The organism is Rhodococcoides fascians A25f, assembly GCF_000760935.2.
GTDB lineage: Bacteria > Actinomycetota > Actinomycetes > Mycobacteriales > Mycobacteriaceae > Rhodococcoides.
The window spans coordinates 1932078-1952161 of record NZ_CP049744.1 but is presented as its reverse complement, the minus strand read 5'-3'; the positions used below and the strand labels follow the sequence as shown (position 1 = coordinate 1952161).

The window sequence follows — 20084 nt, the reverse complement described above, 5'->3', positions numbered from 1 at the left end:
GGAAGCAGTGCAGCAAGTCGGTCCGTGTTCACTCACGCTCACTGGACACCTCAGGCACTCAAGCCGAAGAACCTCTCGAAGAACGCGGACAGCTTCTGGATCACGCGTTGCTTTTTCTCTCCGTGACCGCCGCCTCTCGCGAATCGGGAGACCGGCGGCAGTACCTTCGTAATCGCCGTACCACTTGTGCGCAGTGCTCCATCGCGGAACGCCGTATGGACGAAGGCGCGCGTGTTGTCGGCGTGGAGATTCTCATCCTCAATGATCTTGGCCAGCTCAGCTTCGCTCTTGACTGCAATGAATGCCTGCCACTCTTCGTCGACAGCCTCATCGACGGACACGGAGTCGACAAAGTCCTCGATGAGATCCTTCTTGTTGCGCAACGTGGGGCTGGCATCAACCGCACGGGAGATCTCAGCACGGATCTCCTTGTCCTCGTCATTCCCACCGTGATCCTCGCAATACTTGGCGACGAGCATGAGAATGTAATCGACGTTAATCTCGACCTGCTTGATCAGCTCGACCTCGAACACCACATCGTCGTTGATCAGCTCTTTGTCGGCGTCGGTACCCTTGCGGAACTCGGCGTAAAGGTCGAGGTAGACACTGCGGTAGTCCTGACCCTGGCGTTCAGTCAGGATCTCGTTGCCAGCGAAGTCGTCAAATGAAGTGAGGATGTTCTCGAGCCGCAGAATATGACCGAAGAGCGCGATAAACTCTCTTTGAGCTTGCTCCCCGATAATTGGTTGTCCAAGTGGGAACTTTGATAGCGTTTCATTGACCCTGTCGGAGTACTGCTCGTAGTAGTCGCCGAATGGCTTGAGTACCACGACACCTCGGGCGTCCTTGTTGCCGAAAAGCTCTAGCGCATTGTTTGTGGCGTCTTCGAGATCACGGAACGCCACGATGTTACCGTAGGTCTTCACCGAGTTCAGGATGCGGTTGGTCCGCGAATACGCCTGGATCAGTCCATGTGCGCGCAGATTCTTGTCCACGAACAATGTGTTCAGCGTCGTCGCATCGAATCCGGTGAGGAACATATTGACCACGATCACCAGATCGAGCTCGCGGTTCTTCAGTCGCTGCGAGAGATCCTTGTAGTAGTTCTGGAACTTGTCGGCGCTCGTGTCGTAGCTGGTACCGAACATCTCGTTGTAGTCGATGATCGCATCTTCCAACGCGGAGCGGGCGTCGATCGGCAAATCCTCGGTCTCAAACCCTTCATCATCGATGACATCATCGTCGACGGCCTCATTCGCGCCGTAGGAATAGATCAACCCAATTTTCAGTCGCTTACCAGCTGGGAGCTTCTCCTGCTCCGATGTCAACACGTTGTAGTAGATCCGTGCCGCCCTTATCGACGCAGTCGCAAAAATTGCGTTAAAGCCGCGTACACGTTTGCGTTCACGCAACGCTTCGGCTTGGCGTCGCGTACGTGTCGACTGCGGGACGTTGGTCACCACGGAATGCTCGTAGGTTGATGCTCGTTTCGTCTTCTGTTCGAAGTGCTCCAGTGTGTACTTGACGATCTCATCGATGCGGCGAGGATCGAGCAGCGCCTTTTCACGGTCGATCGCCGATACTTCTTTGTCGACGACGTTACCGACCTTGATTGTGTTGATGTAGTCGATCCGGAAGGGCAGCACATTCTTGTCGGTGATCGCGTCGACGATCGTGTAGACGTGCAATTTCCCACCGAAGGCTTGTTCAGTGGTCTTGAACTGTGGGTTGCCTCCGCTGCCGCTGTTTTCGGCAAAGATCGGTGTTCCGGTGAAGCCAAACAGGTTGTAGCACTTGAACATTTTTGTGATGTCGGTGTGCATGTCACCGAACTGCGAACGGTGACACTCGTCGAAAATGATTACGACGTGCTCGTTGGCTATCGCATGATTCTTGTTGGCTTTGACGAAGGTCGAGAGCTTCTGGATCGTCGTGATAATGATCCGCGCGGTCGGGTCTTCGAGCTGCTTCTTCAGCACTGCCGTCGAGGTGTTGGAGTTTGCCGCACCTTTCTGGAAGCGGTCGTACTCGCGCATCGTCTGATAGTCGAGATCCTTGCGGTCCACGACAAACAGCACTTTCTCCACACTCGGAAGTTTGGAGGCAAGCTGTGCTGTCTTGAACGATGTCAACGTCTTGCCCGACCCTGTGGTGTGCCACACGTAGCCGCCGGCTGCGATGGTGCCGAGTTGCTTGTAGTTGATGGCGATGTCGATACGCTGCAAGATTCGTTCGGTTGCAACGATCTGGTAAGGCCGCATGACGAGCAGCAGACGGTCGGCGGTCAGGACGCAGTAGCGGGTAAGGATGTTAAGTAGCGTGTGCTTAGCGAAGAAAGTTTTCACGAACGACGTCAGGTCTTGGATCGGCTTATTTTGCGCATCCGCCCACCACGACGTGAACTCGAATGAGTTCGAACTCTTGCGGCCCTTCGTCGCCTTCTTTTGCTCGTTCAAGTGCGCGTTGCGGGTGGTATTAGAGTAGTACTTCGTCAATGTGCCGTTACTAATGACAAACAACTGCACATATTCGAAAAGACCTGTGCCTGACCAAAAACTGTCTCGCTGGTATCGATCTATCTGATTGAACGCCTCACGAATATCAACACCGCGCCGCTTAAGCTCGACATGCACCATCGGCAACCCGTTGACCAGGATGGTCACGTCATAGCGGTTCGCGTACCGACCACCCGCACCCTCCTCGTCGGCAGAGTCGGCACGATCGACCTCGTATTGGTTGATGACCTGCAATCTGTTGTTGTGGATGTTGTGCTTATCCAGAAATGCGATGTTCTTTGTAGAACCGTCGTCGCGCTTGAGGATCTGCACATGATCTTCCTGGATACGCACCGTCTTCTCGGCGATGCCGTCGCTCTTCCCGGCAATCTTGTTGTCCAAGAAGTCGGTCCACTCCGCATCCGAGAACGTGATGTAGTTCAACAGCTCAAGCTGCAGCCGCAGGTTCGCAGTCAGCTGCTCATCCGAGGCGATCGGCAGGTATTCGTACGCCTGCGACTCCATTAGCCTAATTAGCTCGTGCTCAAGCGCAGCTTCCGATTGATGCCCAGCCTCCGACGCCGCACCCGGCACGTACTCGGCGACCACCGTACTCTCTGCCGAAACGGCAATCGGGTCGTACTTGCGTGGCGTTGCCTCACTCATGCTGTGGACTCCTCGAAGGTAAGGAGCTTGTCGCGGTAGTACTTATACTGCTCGCGGCGGGCTGCGAGCTCTGCAGGAAGGCCAACACCTGAGTCATTTACAAGCGCATCGAATCTATCGAGAGCCGCAACCGTACGGAGCTGCTCATCGATAGCAACCACCGGGACAAGAACTTTTCCGAGATCCGATTTATTTACTGCGGGAATACTTCCCACTTTCCTCAAGGCAACTATCTCCTCTTGTATATTTTTCAAAAAGTAGTAGAGAAACTTGTCTAAGACCTCAGGATTGGAGCTGACTACTCGGTAACAGAGAGGCCCACACCAGAATTCTGCATTCTGGAAACCGACATGCCCGGCACTGCCTTGTCCTCGTGAAGGAATGGTCACCGCCCCACCGTGCGTGTTGGCAGACTCGGTAAATCCAGACGGTTCATTACCTGCGTTTATGTACGGTATATCGCCCACGTGACTGATTGATTCCGGCCTATTCCCAGCCCGGATCGAAGCCACGTTTTCGAGCGGAACCCAATCACTTAACCGGAACCTGCTCTTGGTTACCATACTGTTGCGATAGTACCCGTACTGGCGGCGGCGGGCTTCCAGCTCCGCTTCCAGCTCCGCTTCCAGCTGAACAAACTGATCCAGTATTCGTGCAATCTCCCGCTGAACCTCGCGAGGCGGCACGGGGATGCGAACTTTAGCCAGACTTGCACCCGATACTCGTCGCACCTTGGTTCCCGATACGTATCGCCGCTTCTGACTCTCGAATTGTTCGGATTGAAAAAAATACGCAACGTATTTCGGTTCGAGCGTATGACTGTATATGTATGCGTCGCCACTCAATACGACATCTGATTCGCCCAGCCAGGCCGTTGCCTTCGCGACAGCGTGGTCGTCTTCGCTCGTCGTAGCAATTAGCAGATCACCTGGCTTCGCATGGCGCAGCTTTGCCGCGAGGCCTTTTGAAGTGAATGATTTCGTCTCGGTCGCCCACACCCCATAGTGGGTGTGGATTTGGCCATAGTGGACGGCGGGAACACCTTCATCGGTAAGATCCTTCTTCTGGAGACCATTACCCCGGACAAACGTCCCGACGTCACCAAGCGTCTTGAATGGAACGCCGTCGAGTTTTAGCCTGCCGATCAGCTCATTGAAGGAATTCACGCGACAACCCCTGCTTCGCTAGTCTGTACATCGTTCCAGCCGAGTTGTTGTATCGCCATATCGATTTTGCTGTTCAGTTCGATGTTGCTAAGAATACCTTCAATCAATGCCCTACAGGGACCAAAACGACTAACAGCATCCGCTTCGGTGCCGTTACCATGTATCTGGTTGCTGAGCTCAGAGAATAGGTCATATCCCTGCCCCGAGAACTGAACTGGGATTATTCGAGCCTCTTCGTCGACTTCCTTGAGTAGATGAGCAAACGGCTTGCGTCCACCATTCTTTCCTTCGATCGGCAGTTCATATGCAGCTGCCGCTGCGTGTGTAACTACTTCCATGATCTTCCTCAGATAAACCATTGCCCCGGCTCCCAATCCGACTTGATGAGCGACGATGGCCCGCTGAAGAAGCTGATACGGGTCAAGCACGACCTCGTCATCCTGAACAGGTTGGACCTTGCGGTGCTCTACCATTCGATCGAGACAAACCATCGGGGCGGGGCTGAAAAGGTCGCCTCTAACGCATCGGATGATAAACCAGGCACCGACCCGTTGAGAACATCCTGGGCAGCCGAGAACGGTGTCAATACTTGCACTGTGGCCTCCCATAACCAAGCACGAGAGCTTGCCGCGAGACTGGAATGAGCGCTGGTCCTTGCAGGTTTCGCACTCATAGTTCCTGAACACGGTGCCAACGTCCACGTTGCGGTGAGCACCTCGAGCAATACGCTTTGAACCTAAAAAATTCTCTACTTGCAGCGGATCGTTTGCCCGATCGACCGAACGGCTAAGCACTTCACTCAGTCTCATATCCGGCTCCTTCCAGACCTGCAACGATCGCATCAATCGCCGTCCGCAACTCGGCCTGCCGTGCCACGATCCGAGCGATCTCGGCATTCAGTTCGATTATGTCGACGGTCTCACTAAGGTTTTCGTGCTCGACGTAGCTGGACACTGCGATGTTGTAGTCGTTGATGGAGATATCCTCATTTGCCACCAGCTTCGCAAGGTGGTCTGCGTCCACGCGAGCTGCAAGAGTGTCGAGGATGTGATCTTGGTTCTCCGGAAGCAGCTTATTCTTATTGCCGAGGCGCTCAAACTCGGCCGAAGCGTCGACAAACAGAACGCTGTTGTCTTTCTTGGACTTCTTCAGCACAATGATGCATGTCGCAATCGTGGTGCCGAAGAACAGATCTGGAGGTAGCTGGATCACAGCATCGATGTAGTTGCTATCGATCAGGTACTTGCGGATCTTTGCCTCCGCACCACCGCGGTACAGCACTCCCGGGAACTCGACAATCGCCGCCGTGCCGTTGACCGCCAGCCACGACAGGATATGCATGGTAAACGCCAAGTCGGCCTTGGACTTCGGCGCAAGCACTCCCGCAGGGGCGAATCGTTCATCGTTGATCAGCAACGGGTTGGCGTCGCCCTCCCACTTGATCGAATAGGGCGGATTAGAGACAATCGCTTCGAACGGCTCGTCATCCCAGTGCGCGGGGTCGGTGAGTGTGTCACCGTGGGCGATGTTGAACTTTTCGTAGTTTACGTCGTGCAAAAACATGTTGATGCGAGCAAGGTTGTAGGTGGTCAGACTGATCTCCTGGCCGTAGAATCCGCCTACGTTCTCCCTGCCGAGCACCTTGACGAACTTGAGTAGAAGCGATCCCGACCCGGCAGCTGGGTCGTAGACCCGGTTGACCCGCTTCTTTCCCGCGACGGTGATCTTTGCGAGCACTTCGGAGACTTCCTGCGGCGTGTAATACTCACCGCCCGACTTACCGGCCTGCGAAGCGTACATCTGCATCAGATACTCGTAGGCATCGCCAAAGAGGTCGATCGAGTTGTCCCCGAAATTACCAAGCGGCAGATCCCCGATTGCGTCGAGCAGTTTGACTAACTTCGCGTTGCGTTTGGCGACGGTATTGCCGAGCTTGGAGCTATTAACATCAAGATCGTCGAATAGACCTTTGAGGTCGTCTTCGCTGTCAGTCCCGACCGCCGAACCTTCGATATTCTTGAAAACTCGCTCCAGGGTCTCGTTCAGATTGACGTCCTGTGCAGCGCGTTCACGGACGTTCTGAAAAAGCTCAGACGGTAGTATGTAGAAGCCCTTTTCCTCGACAGTATCCTTGCGGCCAAACTCGGCATTCGCATCAGCGAGTTTTGAATATTCGAAGCTCGCGTCCCCAGCTTGGATCTCAAGCGTGTTCAGGTATACGGTCAAATTTTCGGAGATGAATCGGTAAAAAAGCATACCCAAGACGTAGGTCTTGAAGTCCCAGCCGTCGACGCTTCCACGAAGATCGTTGGCGATCCGCCAGATGGTTTTGTGCAGCTCGGCTCTCTGGCCTTCTCGAGTTGAAGATGACATTTGCGGTTCTACTCCTACGCCTGTGGCAGACGAGCTTGCTCGTCGGTGTTTCCACTACCGTAGCGGTGTCGCTCAGCAGCAGGAAGGCACCACGCCCAGGGTTGCGGGAACACCTGGCCGAACAGGCTCAATCTTGCTGCGCACAACTGAGGACAACTCGACGTACTGCCATTTGCACTTGGGAACGCACAGATTCATCGATAATTCCGGCCGCGTCATGGTCATCCAGCACAACCATCGCACTGACGTAGGCAGTCGGGATCGTCAGTGGTGTGGAGCCGTGCAGCTACCGAGGCACCAGGCCAGCCACGATCCTGCCTGCCCTCCGCTCCAACGACTTCAACACCCGCTTCTTGAGGCGTTTCGATGACCGTACGCTTGAGTCTGATCTCCACCGACACCTGCGATAACGTGCGCGGAGTTCGCCCTGTCGATGCCGTGACGCCTGATCAACACCGAGGCCTCTCGAACGTCGATTGCCGCCAAGCACCGCAGAATCCCATGGAGCCGATCCGGCAGCCCATACCGCACCTCCGGCAGGATCTCCTTTACGTCTTGGATCGTGCCGCAGACACCCTCGGCGACATCATCTTTGACTGCGCAATCACGATCGGCTGGATATTCGTCGGCTGCACCAGCGGTTCCGGCAGAATCGGGGTCGACTGATCCAGCCCGCTCGCCAACAACGCACCCGCATCAGCGATATCGACGTCCACGAATTCCTCGGCCACCCCCGTCAACCCATCCAGAGCCGCCTTGTGCGCACCCAGCGAAGGATCCTCGTTCGTCCCGCCACCTACATAAACACGAACGCCATAGGCCGACCGTCGAGCCGCAGAATCGGACCCATCCGCTGAATCATCTGTCGCTTCGACGAACTGCTCGCGATGATCACCCCGGCATCCACCTCCGGCACACCAATAGTTCATTCAGCACTCGCGGCGCCAGCCGGAACCCACTCAGAGTGAAATCCGAGTGACCCCTGCCAAGTAACGGCTGCTGCGAACTGTCGGTACCCGATGCTTCGATGGCGGTATGTCACGACTCGACGAGGGGTTCCCGCCGCCGACGGCCTGTGTGCAGTGGTGTCAGCACCGCAGCTACGACCTCCATGTCCTCGACGACGGTGTGGAGGTGGACCTGGATTGGTGGAACGGCCACCTCGACAGGGCAGGTCATGATCTACGGCTGCGCGGCCGCAACCTAGACGGCGAAATCGTCGAGTACGGCGATGCCACCGTGCAGCGAAACGATCTTCGGTTCGGCACCGATCTGGCTGTAGGCGAACACGATTCGCTCGGACTGCTGTTTCTCTGCGCGGCCTGGCAGGGCAGCCACCGGCACCGCAGAGCGATGCGCCGATTCCCGGACATCATGAACCCGCACCTCAGCCGTCCCGACGAGAACCCCGTCGCCAAGACTCTTGCCATGCTCGACAGCTGTGTCCGCAACCGCGTAATGCCCGACCATCCGAACTCGACCTGGTCCGGCTGGCCCGACGCACCGGGCGTCGGAATGTCCTTGATGGCCACGTTCTTGTGGGCGGTGAAGGCGTCGGTCTATGGCGGACCGGCGCAGCTGATCGACCAATACGGAGTGTCGACACTCATCCACGAAGGGTGGCTCGAAGACCCGTCCGTCACCGGCTTCACTCGCCGCCGTTACGACCGCTACGTCGAACTCATCACCGCATGGGCCACCGACATCGACACCAGCCCCGAACTCGTCGAAATGTGGCTCGTGCAGCGCTGGAGCGCCCGCTTGAACGAAGCACGACACGGTCGGTACACCGCACCCACATTGTTTTGAACGGCCTAGTACCAACGCACCTCAGACCGACTTCCGCCCGCTCGTGACGACGCACCCGCCGGCAAGCGGTCATGATGTGGCGATGAGCATGCAGCTGCACGGGCGTTTCGGTCAGGTGCATCCCAAATGGTTCACCACGGCATTCTGGGTGATCCTCGTGGTGTCAACGTATTGGTTGGTCTTCAATTCGGATTGGCAATGGTGGTTTCTGCTCGCCGCATTCGGCGGAGCGGCCAATTACTGCTGGTGGCGGGTGCGACGGCCGCAAAAGCTGCGCGCACTGTGGGCACTGGCCTGTGGCCTGATCGCTACTGCCGCCCTGCTTTCCGCCGGGTGGGCCCTGCTGACTCCTTTCTCGGTGTCCAATGAAAGCGTAGGAAACAACCGAGTCGTCTGTGGCTCGATCGTCAACAGGGTCCCGGGCGACGACCCCCGCGAAACCGACGGCACGTCAGGAGAACTCATCGTGCGGGAGCGACCGATCCCGCAGAGAGAGTTCGTACGCGTATGTGCCAACAATTCGGACTACCGCACGAGCGACGTAGTGGGGGCTACCGTCACCGGGCTGTTGTTCACGTTTCGCGCGACCGGCCACCTCGTTCGGAGAGCGGACAGCACGACAGACGAGGCCACACAGTCGTTCAGGTCGTGAACCGTCGCTCACGGTGTCCTCGGCAGCTACCCTTCCGTCATGAGCCGCGTGAGGTCTCCGCTGATTCTCGTCGGCACCGTGGTGTTGGCGTCGACGGCGTGCTCGTCGAGCCTGAACCCGTTCACTGACGACGTCTCGTACCGCCCGCCTACAGCGACAATTGCTTCCTCCCCTGACTGTCTGGCCCAGAACATCTACACAAGACTGACTGGCTCGGGGCCATGGGATCCGGCGCTGACGTCCGATGCACCAGATCCGGGATACCCACCGGCCACTTTTCAGCCGGTTGCAGTGGTGAGATGTGAGCGGGGCACCGACGAAGCCGGGGGCATGACGGTCGACTCGGTACGGCTCGAAGGCAATATCGACGCCGTCGATACTGCGTTTTCGGCCGATTCGAAGCGCTTTCCCGACGGCGTCGTGGCTTCGTGTGTGTATGCCATGGATCCGGCGGTCGGCCTGTGGTTCGTGAACGAGGCCAGCGAAGCGTTTCGACCGGCATGGCCGGCGAGCCCGTGCGGTCTACAGAACGCACCGATGGAAGCACTCGCCGACCTCAACGAAGTGTCCAGGTCGCCTCACCCGACTGGCATCGACAATCGGTACAACACCTCGTGCGAAAGCAGTCCGTACGGACAGGGTTTCGACAACACGACACCGGAGGACGTGGCTGCTGCCGAGGAACGCGAACGGTCACAAGATGGTCCGGTGGTTCCGTCGTTGGTGATGCCGATAGAAGATGTGGACCAGTTGCAGTTGTGCACAGTTCGTACATCGAATCCTCTGGCTGCCGAGGGACTACCACCGGACTCCATCGTTTCTGCGGCTGGGACTTCGACGACTCTCGGCCGAGCGGAGAGCGCATCGATCGTCAGGTCGGTAGCGAACGCACCCCTCGCACCGGCCTGCAACGAGATCAGTACCCGCATTGCATCGACCGAACTACGCCGTCCTGACGGCTCGGGCCGATCATTCGTGTCCTTCGAGCTCGACGGTTGCCAACGCGCCGCGGGTTTCGGGTACTACCGCGCAATCCCCAGCGAAGCACTGTCGGCACTAACAGGCATCGAATGAAGGCCAGAAGCAGGGTTGTCAGAACACTCCACCATCTTCTATGGTTATTCCGGAATTACGGAATAACGGAATAACGGATGGGAGACCTCGATGCGACGCTCGACCTGGATATCGACAGCTTGTGTAGCTGCGCTGTTGGTGGGCGGATGCGCCACCGACAACGACGCAACCGCAACGACCGCCACCACTAACCCGACGCCGGATAACTGCGCTCCCGTCACGTCCACCGACCTCGCCACCGAGGACGGGTGGATCGGACTGATCGATCAAGCGCCCGACACCGTCGGCCTCGTCATCGACGACGGTCGCGGCCGAACCGTCGAACATCGGGCCGACCAAGAGCAGGTACTCGCATCCGCGATCAAGGTCGTGCATCTCGCCGCGTACGCCCAGGCAGTCACGAACGGCACCATCGACCCCAATGAGCAAGTGGCCCTATCGGATTGGGAACGCTGGTACGTGCCTGGCACCGACGCCAACGCTCACCCGAAGGCCTTGACCCGATTGGGCATTGCGAACGCCGGCACCAACGCAACCGACCCCAATGCCACGGTTCGTATCGACGCCATGGTGTCGGCCATGATCCAGGAGAGCGACAACTCGGTGCCCGACTACCTCCGATACCGACTCGGCGATCAGGCCCTCGTCGACGCCGCAGCAACCGGAGGTTGGGAGAACTTCGAGCTACCGAGCATGGTGGCCGACATGCTCTCGGTCTTCGATCCCGAACTCGCCGATGCAGATACCTGGGAGACCGCTCAGAAGTGGGCGTTCGACCCGCAGTTCCGGGCCCAGGTCGAGGCGTCCGTGCAAGTGCCGATCTACGAGGACCAGGCCGCCAGGGTCGAGAGCAGTTTCCGCGGCGGTTCGGCCGAAGAATTGAACGGAATGTATCGCGCCTTCACGGACGGGACCTACGGCGCGGCATCCGACACCATTCTGCGCCAACTGGAATGGCAACCTGCCGGCGACAGCGTCCGCGGTGTCGGGTTCAAAGGTGGCAGCCTCCCCGGTGTCCTGACCCAGGGATTCGAGCTGCGCCGCAACGACGGAACAGTCGCGACGGCGGTGTGGCTCACCGACGGACTGTCGGCCGACCGATTCGATCAAGCCATGGCCGGAACCGGCACGCAGCAGCAACTCATCATCGAGGCGATGCTCTCGACGGAGGTTCTGGACCGGATAGCCTGCGTGGTGTGAGCACAGAGTTCGAGTCGAGACTGGCAGAGCTGGAAGCCCGCGTCGCCGAGCTGGAACGACGCGACGCCCCTGAGCAGCCAGAGGCCAGGGAAACGACAGGCGGCATGATCGCCTACCAAGGCGACGTGCACCTGTACGGCACGGTCCGCTGGGACATCGGATACTCCCCCGACGCCATCGTGGAGTTACCCGTCCCGTCGGCATCAGAAGTGCTTGCGGCTCTGGGACATCCGGTGCGGTTGCGGATCGTCCGAACGCTGCTACGCGGCCCCGCGAACGCGGCGGATCTGCACGCGGCGGTGGGAGTCGGCTCCTCCGGTCAGGTCTATCACCACCTCAAGACGCTGAGTTCGGCGAACATCGTCGAGCAGCAGGGCCGCGGCGACTACCGAATTGCCGCGAAACGCGTCGTGCCCGTGCTTGTTTCCATGCTCGCTGCCGCCGATATCGCGGGCGATCTGGGCACCTGACCGCCTCGCGCAACCGTCGGATCAGGGCACGAACAACACACCCAACCCAGGGATCAGAGCGTTCGATGCCGGCGGGGCTTGCCACTGCTCACGGTTGTGGGTGACCGTCACGACCACCGGGCCCGCACCGGTCTGCGCGGTCGCTTCGAGAGGCAGATTGACCGGATATCTCGGCTCCGCGTTGATCGGTAGCGATGGGTCCTCGAGGGCTTCCCAGTGCCGTATATCGACCGCTCCGACGGCACCGGTGGCGAGATTGCGCCAGTTCACCGTCAGGAAGCGGTAATTGAACTGGTAGTAGTACGGCCTGATGTCTGCAGCCGCGAAGCGCACCTCACCCGGCTTCTCACCGACTGTCGCCTTGATCGGAATCGTCTGAACGAGTCCACCTGGAACCCCAGCCGGTCCGAACTCCGGCCCGGTGACGACGGGGACCAGAAGCTCGGACGTCGTGGTTGCCGCCGTCGCCTCGCCCACTCCCACACCGAGAACCAGAGGCACGGAGAGCGCCAGCGCCACTACTCCGCGTCGCAAAGATGTTCGCATTGTGTGCCTTTCGTTCGCGCTCGAATCAGGGGACCAGTACTACGCCGGCACCGGGGAGAAGAGTGTCGAGGTACGGAGAGCCCCACTGACCGCCGTTCGAGTAGTCCCGGGTGTGCGTCACCGTCACCACGACCGGACCCGAGCCGGTGTTCGCGACCACCTCGAGCGGAAGATCTTCCCTGCCGTAGGGACCTTCCGCCGGCGGTGTCGGATCGTCTTGCCAATGCCGAAGATCGGCCGCGCCCGTTGCACCCGTCGCCAAGTTCCGCCAGGTCAGGTTCAGATACCGGTAGGGATACTGGTCGGCGAACGGGGCGATGTTCGCCGCCGAGAAGCGGGCAACACCGGGCTCGTCACCCACGGTGGCTTTCATCGGAATGGTCTGGAAGAACCCGCCGGGGACGGCTCCGGGAGCGATCTGGAACCCGGTCACGATCGGCACTTGCAGATTCGTCACCTGCGGGGCCGCTGCTGCCGTACCCACCCCGATACCGAACACCAGGGGAACAGTGAGTGCCGTCGCTACTACCGCTCGTTGCAATGACTTTCGCAATCTGTATGCCTTTCGTCGATGTCACACAACGTGATTCCAGACAAGAACAAGTCTCACACCAGGCGTCTCAGGTTGAAGCTGAAACATCAACTGGTTCTTGAGTGTTCCGTCGTTTCACACTCGCAGGCGAAATGGCCGATAGTCCAGCCGTATACCGATTCGTGACGCGGTCGTGACACGAAAGACGTTAACAGACCACTTGGCCTGCTCGATAAAAGTGCCAAGAGGTGATGCACTTCGCAGCCACCGGTGAGGACGAACGAATGAGGCAAGTCCGCAACATCGTGGCCATGTGTGCCCTGGTCGCCGCGACCACCCTGGGAACCACCGCGTGTGGTTCCCAGGAGCCGACCAGCACCGATCCAGCACCGGTCACCAGCGCAGCGCCCGCTCCGTCAGCCGCCGACTCCCCCGACGTGGGCGGTGGCGCCGGAACGGACGGACCAGCGGTCGAGGCTCCGGAGGTGGTAACTCCGGCACCGGATCAGCCGGCCGATTCGGGACCTGCCGCTGTGGCGCCCGCTCCCAACCGCGACGACGTCAACGTCGATGCGCGCGATTTCGAGGAGGCCGGCAGCCAGTACTTCTTCCAGTCCCCCAGTGGGAATGTGTTCTGCGCATTCAATTCGGCCAATGCACCCGGGACGATCGTGGGCTGTCAGGTCCGCTACTCGGTACCAGGCAACACCGGCCGGGAATGCCTCAATACCGAGAACAACACCTACGGGGTGCAGATCCGCGAAGGCGGCACAGTCGAACAGATCTGCACCAACCAGGGAATCTTCTTCGGCGGGAATCCTGGCCCTCGAGTTCTGGAATACGGCCAGGTCATCGGAGTGACCGGCAATTTCTGCCGGTCCACCGAAGCCGGTATCACCTGCTACGACGGCGACAGAGGCTTCATGATCTCCCGCGACGCCAACATCGCTTTCTGATGAAGGAGCTCCGAATGTTACGCAGAACAGTCCTACTCGCAGCCACTGCTGCCCTCACTTTCGCACTGACGGCCTGTGGCGGCGAGGATGCCCCCACTGCTGCTCCGACCGCGGCCCCCACCGCCGCGTCGCAAATTCCCGCGCCGCCTCAGGTGACCATTGCAAACCCTCCGGTCGACACCACGGACACCGCCGCCGCACCGGAGTCCACCGATCCAGCGCAGAACCCCGCGAACCCCGTCAACAACACCGCACCGATCACACCCGTCGACCCGGCCCGCTACACCGCGTACGGCGACCAGGTCGGGTGGAAGTCCCCCTCGGGCAAGATCTATTGCAAGATCGGCGCGTTCGAATTCTCGTCCGGTTGCCAGTCGGGAGATGCTCCGGTACCGGACGGCGCGAATTGCGTCAACCCGTCGTTCACGATCGACCAGCTCAGTAAGGGCTTCTACATGACGCCGGGCAAGGTGACGCCGACCTGTTTCAACCAAGGCGAATTCGGAGTCGAGAACGCGCAGACGTTGGAATACAACACCTCCATCACGTTCAACGGGATGACGTGCTTCTCCCGCGCCGAAGCGATGATCTGCGACGCGGGCGGCGGGCACGGATTCGTGTTGTCGATGCAGCAAGCGACGTCGAACTGATGACGCGCAACAGGATTCGCACCGTTGTCTCCGCCCTGGCCATTGGGTGTGCCGGCATTCTTTTTACGGGATGTGACAGTTCGGACGCACCGACGGATGCAATGCCGTCGGTCATCCCCACTGTGGTCGGGGGTGCGCCGACTGCATCGAACGACGCGTCGCCACCGGTCTCCAGCGTTCAGCCCCCGATCAGCAGTGAACCCGACTCCGGTTCTGTCACAACACCATCGACCGAGACAACACCGATCACCCCGGTCGATCCCACCCGATACGCCGCGATCAACAACGAAGTCGGCTGGAAATCGCCGTCGGGAAACGTCTATTGCAAGCTCGGGTCCACGGAGTTCTCGTCGGGCTGCCAGGCCACGGACGCTCCCGTGCCCGACGGCGCGGACTGCGACAAGCCACCGTTCTCGGCCGACGAAATGAGCAAGGGGTTCTTCCTGGACTCGGGCAGAGTGACGCCGATGTGCTTCAACCAGGGCGCATTCGGAGTCGAGAACGCTCAGCCGTTGGACTACAACACATCCATCTCGTTCAACGGCTACACCTGCTACTCCCGAGTCGAGGCCATGATCTGCGACGCGGGCGACGGACACGGATTTGTGCTGTCGATGCAGCAGGCGACCTGGAACTGACCCGGAGGGTCAAGCAGTCATGAAGTCCCGGAGCACGGGGAGTCGCGTCGCCGAGCGATTCGCAAGAGTGGGGACGCAACCCAACAGACCCTTAGTGTACGGATGCGTCGCGGTTGCGACGATTTCCGCGGACGCCTTCTGCTCCACCAACTCGCCCCGGTACATCACCAGCATGGTGTCGGAGAATTCGAGGCACAGCTTGATGTCGTGACTGACGATGAGTAGCGCAGTCCCCTGCTCCTGGGTCAGGTTCTGCAGCAGCTCCATCGTTCCGCGAGCAAGAGATGCATCGAGCGCGCTGGTCGGCTCGTCGGCAATCAGCAGACGCGGAGACCCGCACAACGCCAAAGCCGTCATCACTCGTTGACGCATTCCGCCGGACAACTCGTACGGCCGACTCCGCATCACCCGTCGTGTGTCGGAGAGCCCAACCTTGTTCAACCAGTACGCGGTGGTATCCGCACGCTCACGCCTGCCCTTGATTCCCGCTCCCGCGAGCACGTGCTTGAACTGGCCCCCGATGGTCCACACCGGATCGAGTGCCGTCATGGCGTCCTGAAACACCATCGCAATTCCGTCGGTTCGCCGTGGCACGCTGCGACCGGTCTCCGGCCGGGCCGGGCTGCCCTCGAATTCGAGACGCGTCGATTCGACTGTTGCGCCCGCCGATACGTCGAGCAATCCAGCGATCGTCATGGCCAAGGTCGACTTCCCCGAACCCGATTCACCCACCAGAGCAACTCGCTCGCCGGGTGCAATCTCGAACGATGCCTTCCTCACCGCGACCACCGCAGAGTCACCGGTTCCGTACGTCACAGTGAGATCCTCGACACCGAGAACCGGCCGGTCGGTTACCAGCGAGTAGTCATCGGTGTCATGATCGCGACTGGAAAGCGAAAGCGATTCTCGCTCTGCGGTTGTCGTCATAGGGAACTCCTGCCGATACGCCGTCGATTAAGTACGGTGCCAATGGTCGCGGCACGGTGTTTCCCTGAGCCGCGTCGGCGGTAAACAGCGCATTACGCAACTCGTGCGCCGCGTCCATACGCCTCTGAGCGGGTATTTGTTCGTAAATTTCTTCGTTAAGGCCGCAGCGCAGACAACGGGTCGAACCCCGATGTCCGATATGCTCGTAGTCATCATCGGTGATCTCGACGTCGCGGCCACCTCGGATCTCCCATGCGCATCCCCGAAAGGCGATGACAGATGACTCGCCCCTTCTTCGACGACCAATCCGGCTCCGTTGCCGCCCATCTACGCAGACAGGCCGATGAGCAACGCGCGAGATACATTCGCGCGCAATCGAACCGCGGCGAGAAGTCCGTCACCTCCCCCCGCCGTGTGTACGAACTGATCCGCTCGGGAATCCGCCGCGGAACGATGCCGCACGACGAGGTTCTCTCCGAGCAACATCTGATCGAGACGTTGGGAGCAACGAGAAACGCTGTGCGCAAAGCACTTCAGATGCTTGCCGACGACGGCGTCGTACTGCGCGCACGCCGAGCAGGGACGTCGATCGCCCACGACATCGTGGCCGTACGCGACGGCGAAGTGGGCCCGAGAGCGTGGGCGGGCATGCCGGACGCAGGCCGACTGACGGTGGAGACACTGGAATGCAGACGCATCACTGCACCTGCGGTCATTCAGGAGTTCATCGGTACCGACGTGGAGTCGGTGATTCTGCTGGAACAGATCGGCCGAATGAACTCGAAGCCGCTCTACCTTCGCGTCGGCTACTGCATCACAGACTTCGACATCGACGAGTTCACCGAACGCATCGAAAGCAACCACTCGGAGTTCCCACCGATTTCCGTCGCGCATCATCGAATCTTCGGCACCACCTACGGCGGAAGCAGCTCCGTCGTCGAGGCCATCTCGTGCCAGGAACGGGCGGCCGAGCTACTCGAGATGCAAGTGGGATCACCGGTACTGTTGCGCGAGTTGATCACTCGAGATACCGATGGCCGTCCGTCAGAGCTCAGTTTCACTCACTTCCGAGCCGACCGAGTCGCCATCATCGGATCTACGGTCACTGCCGGTACCACCACCCTGAACTGACACCAGGGGGTCGTGCGAATACCGACCCCCTGGTGTCGATCAGTCAGAAGTCCAGCAGATTGTCGCGGAACTGCTTGTATGCATACGTATCTCGTACCAATCCGCGGCGACGCAAAGCAGGCACCAGCCCGTCGGTTACCTCGGTGTAATACCGACGCCCGAGCCGACCGGTCATCAGGAAGCCGTCACCACCGACAGCATCGATGACGTCCTCCATCTGTGCGGCCACGGTGTCGGGCGTGCCCACCAGCGGCACCGACGTGATCGACCACGTGGCAGCCAACTGGCGCAACGTCTTCGGAGTTCCGTCCTCGTTGAACTTGCTGCTACCCGAACCCGCGAGAAAATCTGCGAGCGTCGTACGGTGACCGTTGGTCGTCAGCTCCGGTGGCGGGGCATCGATGTCCATCGTCGACAGGTCGTTGCCTGTCACCGCGGAAATATGCGCCAGCGCAGCGTGCACACGTCCATCGGTGGCCTCGCGAGACCGCTCATCGAGTTCGCGAGCTTCGCGGTCGGTCTCACCCAGCACCGGGGACACGATGTAGAGAATCTTGATCGAATCCGGATCGCGGCCTGCGTCCGAGGCCATCGCCCGAACGTCCTCGCGATAGGCCTTCATCGCCTCGATGCCCTGAGCCTGGCAGATGATGGTGTCGGCATTGCGAGCGGCGAATGCGCGTCCGCGCGGAGATCCACCGGCCTGGCAGATCACCGGCCTGCCCTGGGGCATCGGCAGCGTGTTGAGCGGCCCACGCGTGCGGTGGAACTTGCCGACGTAATTCGCGTCGTGCACCTTGGTGTGATCGACGTAGGTGTTCGATGCCTTGTCCATCATCAGCGCGTCGGGTTCCCACGACTTCCAGAGCGCGTCGACTGCCTCGACGAATTCCTCGGCGCGCTCGTACCGTTCGTCGTGTGGCGGCAGTGCGTCCATGCCGAAGTTCTGGGCGGCGCGGTCCTCACTCGACGTCACCACGTTCCACCCCACCCGTCCGTGGGACATGTGATCGAGAGTCGACACCACCCGCGCCAGCAGGTAGGGCGGGTAGAAGCTGGTGGACATCGTGGTCACGATCCCGAGTCTCGACGTTGCCGCGGCCAACATCGGCACCAGTGCGACCGGATCGTGCTTCGGCGCATACTGCGCCTTCGCCAGATCGAACTCCGTCGTGCCGCCGTAGATGTCGGACACCATGGACGAATCCTCGAGCATCAGATAATCGAACCCTGCACGCTCGAGCGCCTGGGCCATCTCGACGTGAAAACGCCCGTCCGCCCAGGAATCGGAATCGGATCCGGTCCAGTGCGAGCTCCACACCGGTGGACGAAAGCTGGTGAACCAGCCCAGATGCATGCGCGGTGTACTCATCGGGCACCTGCCAGGTGCTCACGGAGATTGCCACCACGGTATCCGGTGCCTGCGACGCCCCGTCGTGCGAGTTCGGGCATCAGCCCGTCGCACACGTCGTCGACGTACCGACGATTGAGCACTCCACCGCCACCTCCGAAGAACAGGAAGCCGTCCCCGCCGACTTCGTCGATCACACTTTCCATCTCGTCTGCCACAGCGGCCGATGTGCCGACGAGCCGCAACGATTCTGTACGTTCCGTGGCCACGGTCTCGCGAATCGACCTGCCGTTCGCCCATTTCTGCAGGTTGTCCAGAATGCTGGTGCTCCCCTCGGTCTTCAGGTCGTCCGGAATCGGTTGGTCAACATCGAATGTCGAGAAGTCGATGTCCCCGGACAGCATGATCAGCCGGCGTGCGATGGCGGCATCGGTCGCCTGGTAGTAGCGCTCGGCCTTGCGCTTCGCGTCGTCCTCGGTCTCCCCCAGAATCGGCGTCACCATGTAGAGAACCTTGATGTCGTCGGGGTTGCGTCCGAATTCTGCGGCACGGGCCCGCACCGTGTTTCGGTACTCGCGCATTGCGTCTCGCCCCTTCGGCGCGGCGACAACAAGATCGGCGACTCGCGCCGCGAGATCGATCCCGGACTTCGACGCTCCCGCTTGGCACAGCACCGGCTTGCCCTGCGGACTCGGCAGGGTGTTGAGCGGGCCGCGGACCGAGAAGTGCTCGCCGACGTGATCGATGGTTCTGACCTTGGTGTGGTCCACGTAGGACTCGAGGCCGGGGCCGATCGGGGATGCGGCATCGGCGTCCCAGGACGCCCACAGCTGATTCGCGACGTCGACGAATTCCTCGGCGATCTCGTACCTGGCATCGTGGGTCGGCAGCGTGTCCTTGCCGAAGTTCTGTGCCGCTCGGTCCCCGGTCGAGGTGACGATGTTCCACCCCATCCGTCCGCGACTGAGGTGGTCGAGGGTCGACAGCAGCCGGGTGAGCAAGAACGGCGGGTAGAAACTCGTGGACGCGGTGACGACGATGCCGATTCGGTCGGTCTCGTACGCCAGGCGCGAGGCCAGTGCCATCGGGTCGTGCTTCGGTGCCCGGGGCGTCCATTTCAGTTCGGACTCGAACGTGCCGCCGTAGATATCGGTCAGCGCGGTCGAATCCTCCAGCATCACGAAGTCGATTCCCGCTCGCTCGAGCGCGCGCACGACGTCGACAGCGAAAGTTCCGTCGGCCCAGTCTGTTCCACCGGTTCCGGCATAGGGTCCGGTCCAGTCGGGGACGAGGTAGTTGGTGAACCAACCGAGAGTGAACGGTTGTGACATCGGTCCTCTTTTCCAAAGTGGTGGTCGTGAATGGTCGGGGCAGGGACGGCGGATTCCTCGGTGACGACCACCTTCGATTCGGGGGTCGACACGGCGACGGTCCGCCACGGCCGAAGT

At 60.1% G+C, this 20084-nt stretch carries 19 protein-coding genes; 9 read left to right on the top strand and 10 right to left on the bottom strand.

All coding sequences use genetic code 11. From position 1 onward, the window contains the following. Window positions 1-50: 50 nt before the first annotated feature. From BH93_RS09340 to BH93_RS09320, 5 genes are all read right to left on the bottom strand, one after another. Window positions 51-3161: a type I restriction endonuclease subunit R gene (locus BH93_RS09340; RefSeq protein WP_037171286.1), complete on the bottom strand. Its 3111-nt coding sequence runs from the start codon at window positions 3159-3161 to the stop codon at window positions 51-53. Further along, a complete protein-coding gene (locus BH93_RS09335; protein ID WP_037171283.1) occupies window positions 3158-4327 on the bottom strand; it encodes a restriction endonuclease subunit S in 1170 nt (389 codons plus the stop codon). Before BH93_RS09335 ends, BH93_RS09340 begins: the two co-directional genes overlap by 4 nt. Continuing rightward, entirely contained in the window at window positions 4324-5136 is an 813-nt protein-coding gene (locus tag BH93_RS09330) for a hypothetical protein (RefSeq protein WP_155290834.1), read from the bottom strand. The genes BH93_RS09335 and BH93_RS09330 overlap by 4 nt, the downstream gene beginning before the upstream one ends. Then, on the bottom strand, window positions 5123-6700 hold the full coding sequence (locus BH93_RS09325) for a type I restriction-modification system subunit M (RefSeq protein ID WP_037171279.1): 1578 nt from the start codon (window positions 6698-6700) through the stop codon (window positions 5123-5125). The genes BH93_RS09330 and BH93_RS09325 overlap by 14 nt, the downstream gene beginning before the upstream one ends. A gap of 548 nt (window positions 6701-7248) precedes the next feature. Then, a complete protein-coding gene (locus tag BH93_RS09320; RefSeq protein WP_165712675.1) occupies window positions 7249-7431 on the bottom strand; it encodes a hypothetical protein in 183 nt (60 codons plus the stop codon). Between the two features lie 304 nt (window positions 7432-7735). On the opposite strand from BH93_RS09320, the gene BH93_RS09315 reads away from it, so the two are divergent. From BH93_RS09315 to BH93_RS09295, 5 genes are all read left to right on the top strand, one after another. Next, complete coding sequence (locus tag BH93_RS09315) at window positions 7736-8509, top strand: 8-oxoguanine DNA glycosylase OGG fold protein (protein ID WP_037171274.1); 774 nt, start codon at window positions 7736-7738, stop codon at window positions 8507-8509. Between the two features lie 82 nt (window positions 8510-8591). After that, window positions 8592-9161, top strand: a complete 570-nt coding sequence (locus BH93_RS09310; RefSeq protein ID WP_037171272.1) for a hypothetical protein — start codon at window positions 8592-8594, stop codon at window positions 9159-9161. A 39-nt stretch (window positions 9162-9200) separates the two neighbouring features. Beyond that, window positions 9201-10235, top strand: a complete 1035-nt coding sequence (locus tag BH93_RS09305; RefSeq protein WP_242459169.1) for a hypothetical protein — start codon at window positions 9201-9203, stop codon at window positions 10233-10235. A gap of 90 nt (window positions 10236-10325) precedes the next feature. Continuing rightward, the gene (locus BH93_RS09300; RefSeq protein WP_037171270.1) at window positions 10326-11435 is read left to right on the top strand and encodes a serine hydrolase; all 1110 of its coding nucleotides are present in this window, start codon (window positions 10326-10328) and stop codon (window positions 11433-11435) included. Then, window positions 11432-11905, top strand: a complete 474-nt coding sequence (locus tag BH93_RS09295) for an ArsR/SmtB family transcription factor (protein WP_037171269.1) — start codon at window positions 11432-11434, stop codon at window positions 11903-11905. Before BH93_RS09300 ends, BH93_RS09295 begins: the two co-directional genes overlap by 4 nt. A gap of 21 nt (window positions 11906-11926) precedes the next feature. Here the strand turns inward: BH93_RS09295 and BH93_RS09290 are convergent, their stop codons facing one another. Next, window positions 11927-12451 carry a hypothetical protein gene (locus BH93_RS09290; protein ID WP_052064799.1) on the bottom strand — a complete coding sequence of 175 codons (525 nt, stop codon included), beginning with the start codon at window positions 12449-12451 and terminating at the stop codon, window positions 11927-11929. A gap of 25 nt (window positions 12452-12476) precedes the next feature. Next, complete coding sequence (locus BH93_RS09285) at window positions 12477-13004, bottom strand: hypothetical protein (protein WP_242459168.1); 528 nt, start codon at window positions 13002-13004, stop codon at window positions 12477-12479. A gap of 263 nt (window positions 13005-13267) precedes the next feature. Between BH93_RS09285 and BH93_RS09280 the strand changes: the two genes are divergently transcribed. The 3 genes from BH93_RS09280 (at window position 13268) to BH93_RS09270 (ending at window position 15227) form a co-directional block, all read left to right on the top strand. Further along, entirely contained in the window at window positions 13268-13939 is a 672-nt protein-coding gene (locus BH93_RS09280; protein WP_080738899.1) for a hypothetical protein, read from the top strand. A gap of 14 nt (window positions 13940-13953) precedes the next feature. Continuing rightward, complete coding sequence (locus BH93_RS27790; RefSeq protein WP_197914586.1) at window positions 13954-14589, top strand: hypothetical protein; 636 nt, start codon at window positions 13954-13956, stop codon at window positions 14587-14589. 101 nt (window positions 14590-14690) lie between these two features. Beyond that, the gene (locus tag BH93_RS09270) at window positions 14691-15227 is read left to right on the top strand and encodes a hypothetical protein (protein ID WP_052064797.1); all 537 of its coding nucleotides are present in this window, start codon (window positions 14691-14693) and stop codon (window positions 15225-15227) included. Between the two features lie 9 nt (window positions 15228-15236). On the opposite strand, the gene BH93_RS09265 is transcribed toward BH93_RS09270, so the two are convergent. Next, on the bottom strand, window positions 15237-16154 hold the full coding sequence (locus BH93_RS09265; protein WP_037171267.1) for an ABC transporter ATP-binding protein: 918 nt from the start codon (window positions 16152-16154) through the stop codon (window positions 15237-15239). Window positions 16155-16433: 279 nt separating this feature from the next. On the opposite strand from BH93_RS09265, the gene BH93_RS09260 reads away from it, so the two are divergent. Beyond that, window positions 16434-17285, top strand: coding sequence for a GntR family transcriptional regulator (locus BH93_RS09260; protein ID WP_037171266.1), 852 nt, complete (start codon window positions 16434-16436; stop codon window positions 17283-17285). A gap of 43 nt (window positions 17286-17328) precedes the next feature. Here the strand turns inward: BH93_RS09260 and BH93_RS09255 are convergent, their stop codons facing one another. Together BH93_RS09255 and BH93_RS09250 are read right to left on the bottom strand one after the other, a co-directional pair. After that, entirely contained in the window at window positions 17329-18657 is a 1329-nt protein-coding gene (locus BH93_RS09255) for an NtaA/DmoA family FMN-dependent monooxygenase (protein ID WP_037171265.1), read from the bottom strand. Beyond that, window positions 18654-19967: an NtaA/DmoA family FMN-dependent monooxygenase gene (locus tag BH93_RS09250; RefSeq protein ID WP_037171262.1), complete on the bottom strand. Its 1314-nt coding sequence runs from the start codon at window positions 19965-19967 to the stop codon at window positions 18654-18656. The genes BH93_RS09255 and BH93_RS09250 overlap by 4 nt, the downstream gene beginning before the upstream one ends. Window positions 19968-20084: the final 117 nt, after the last annotated feature.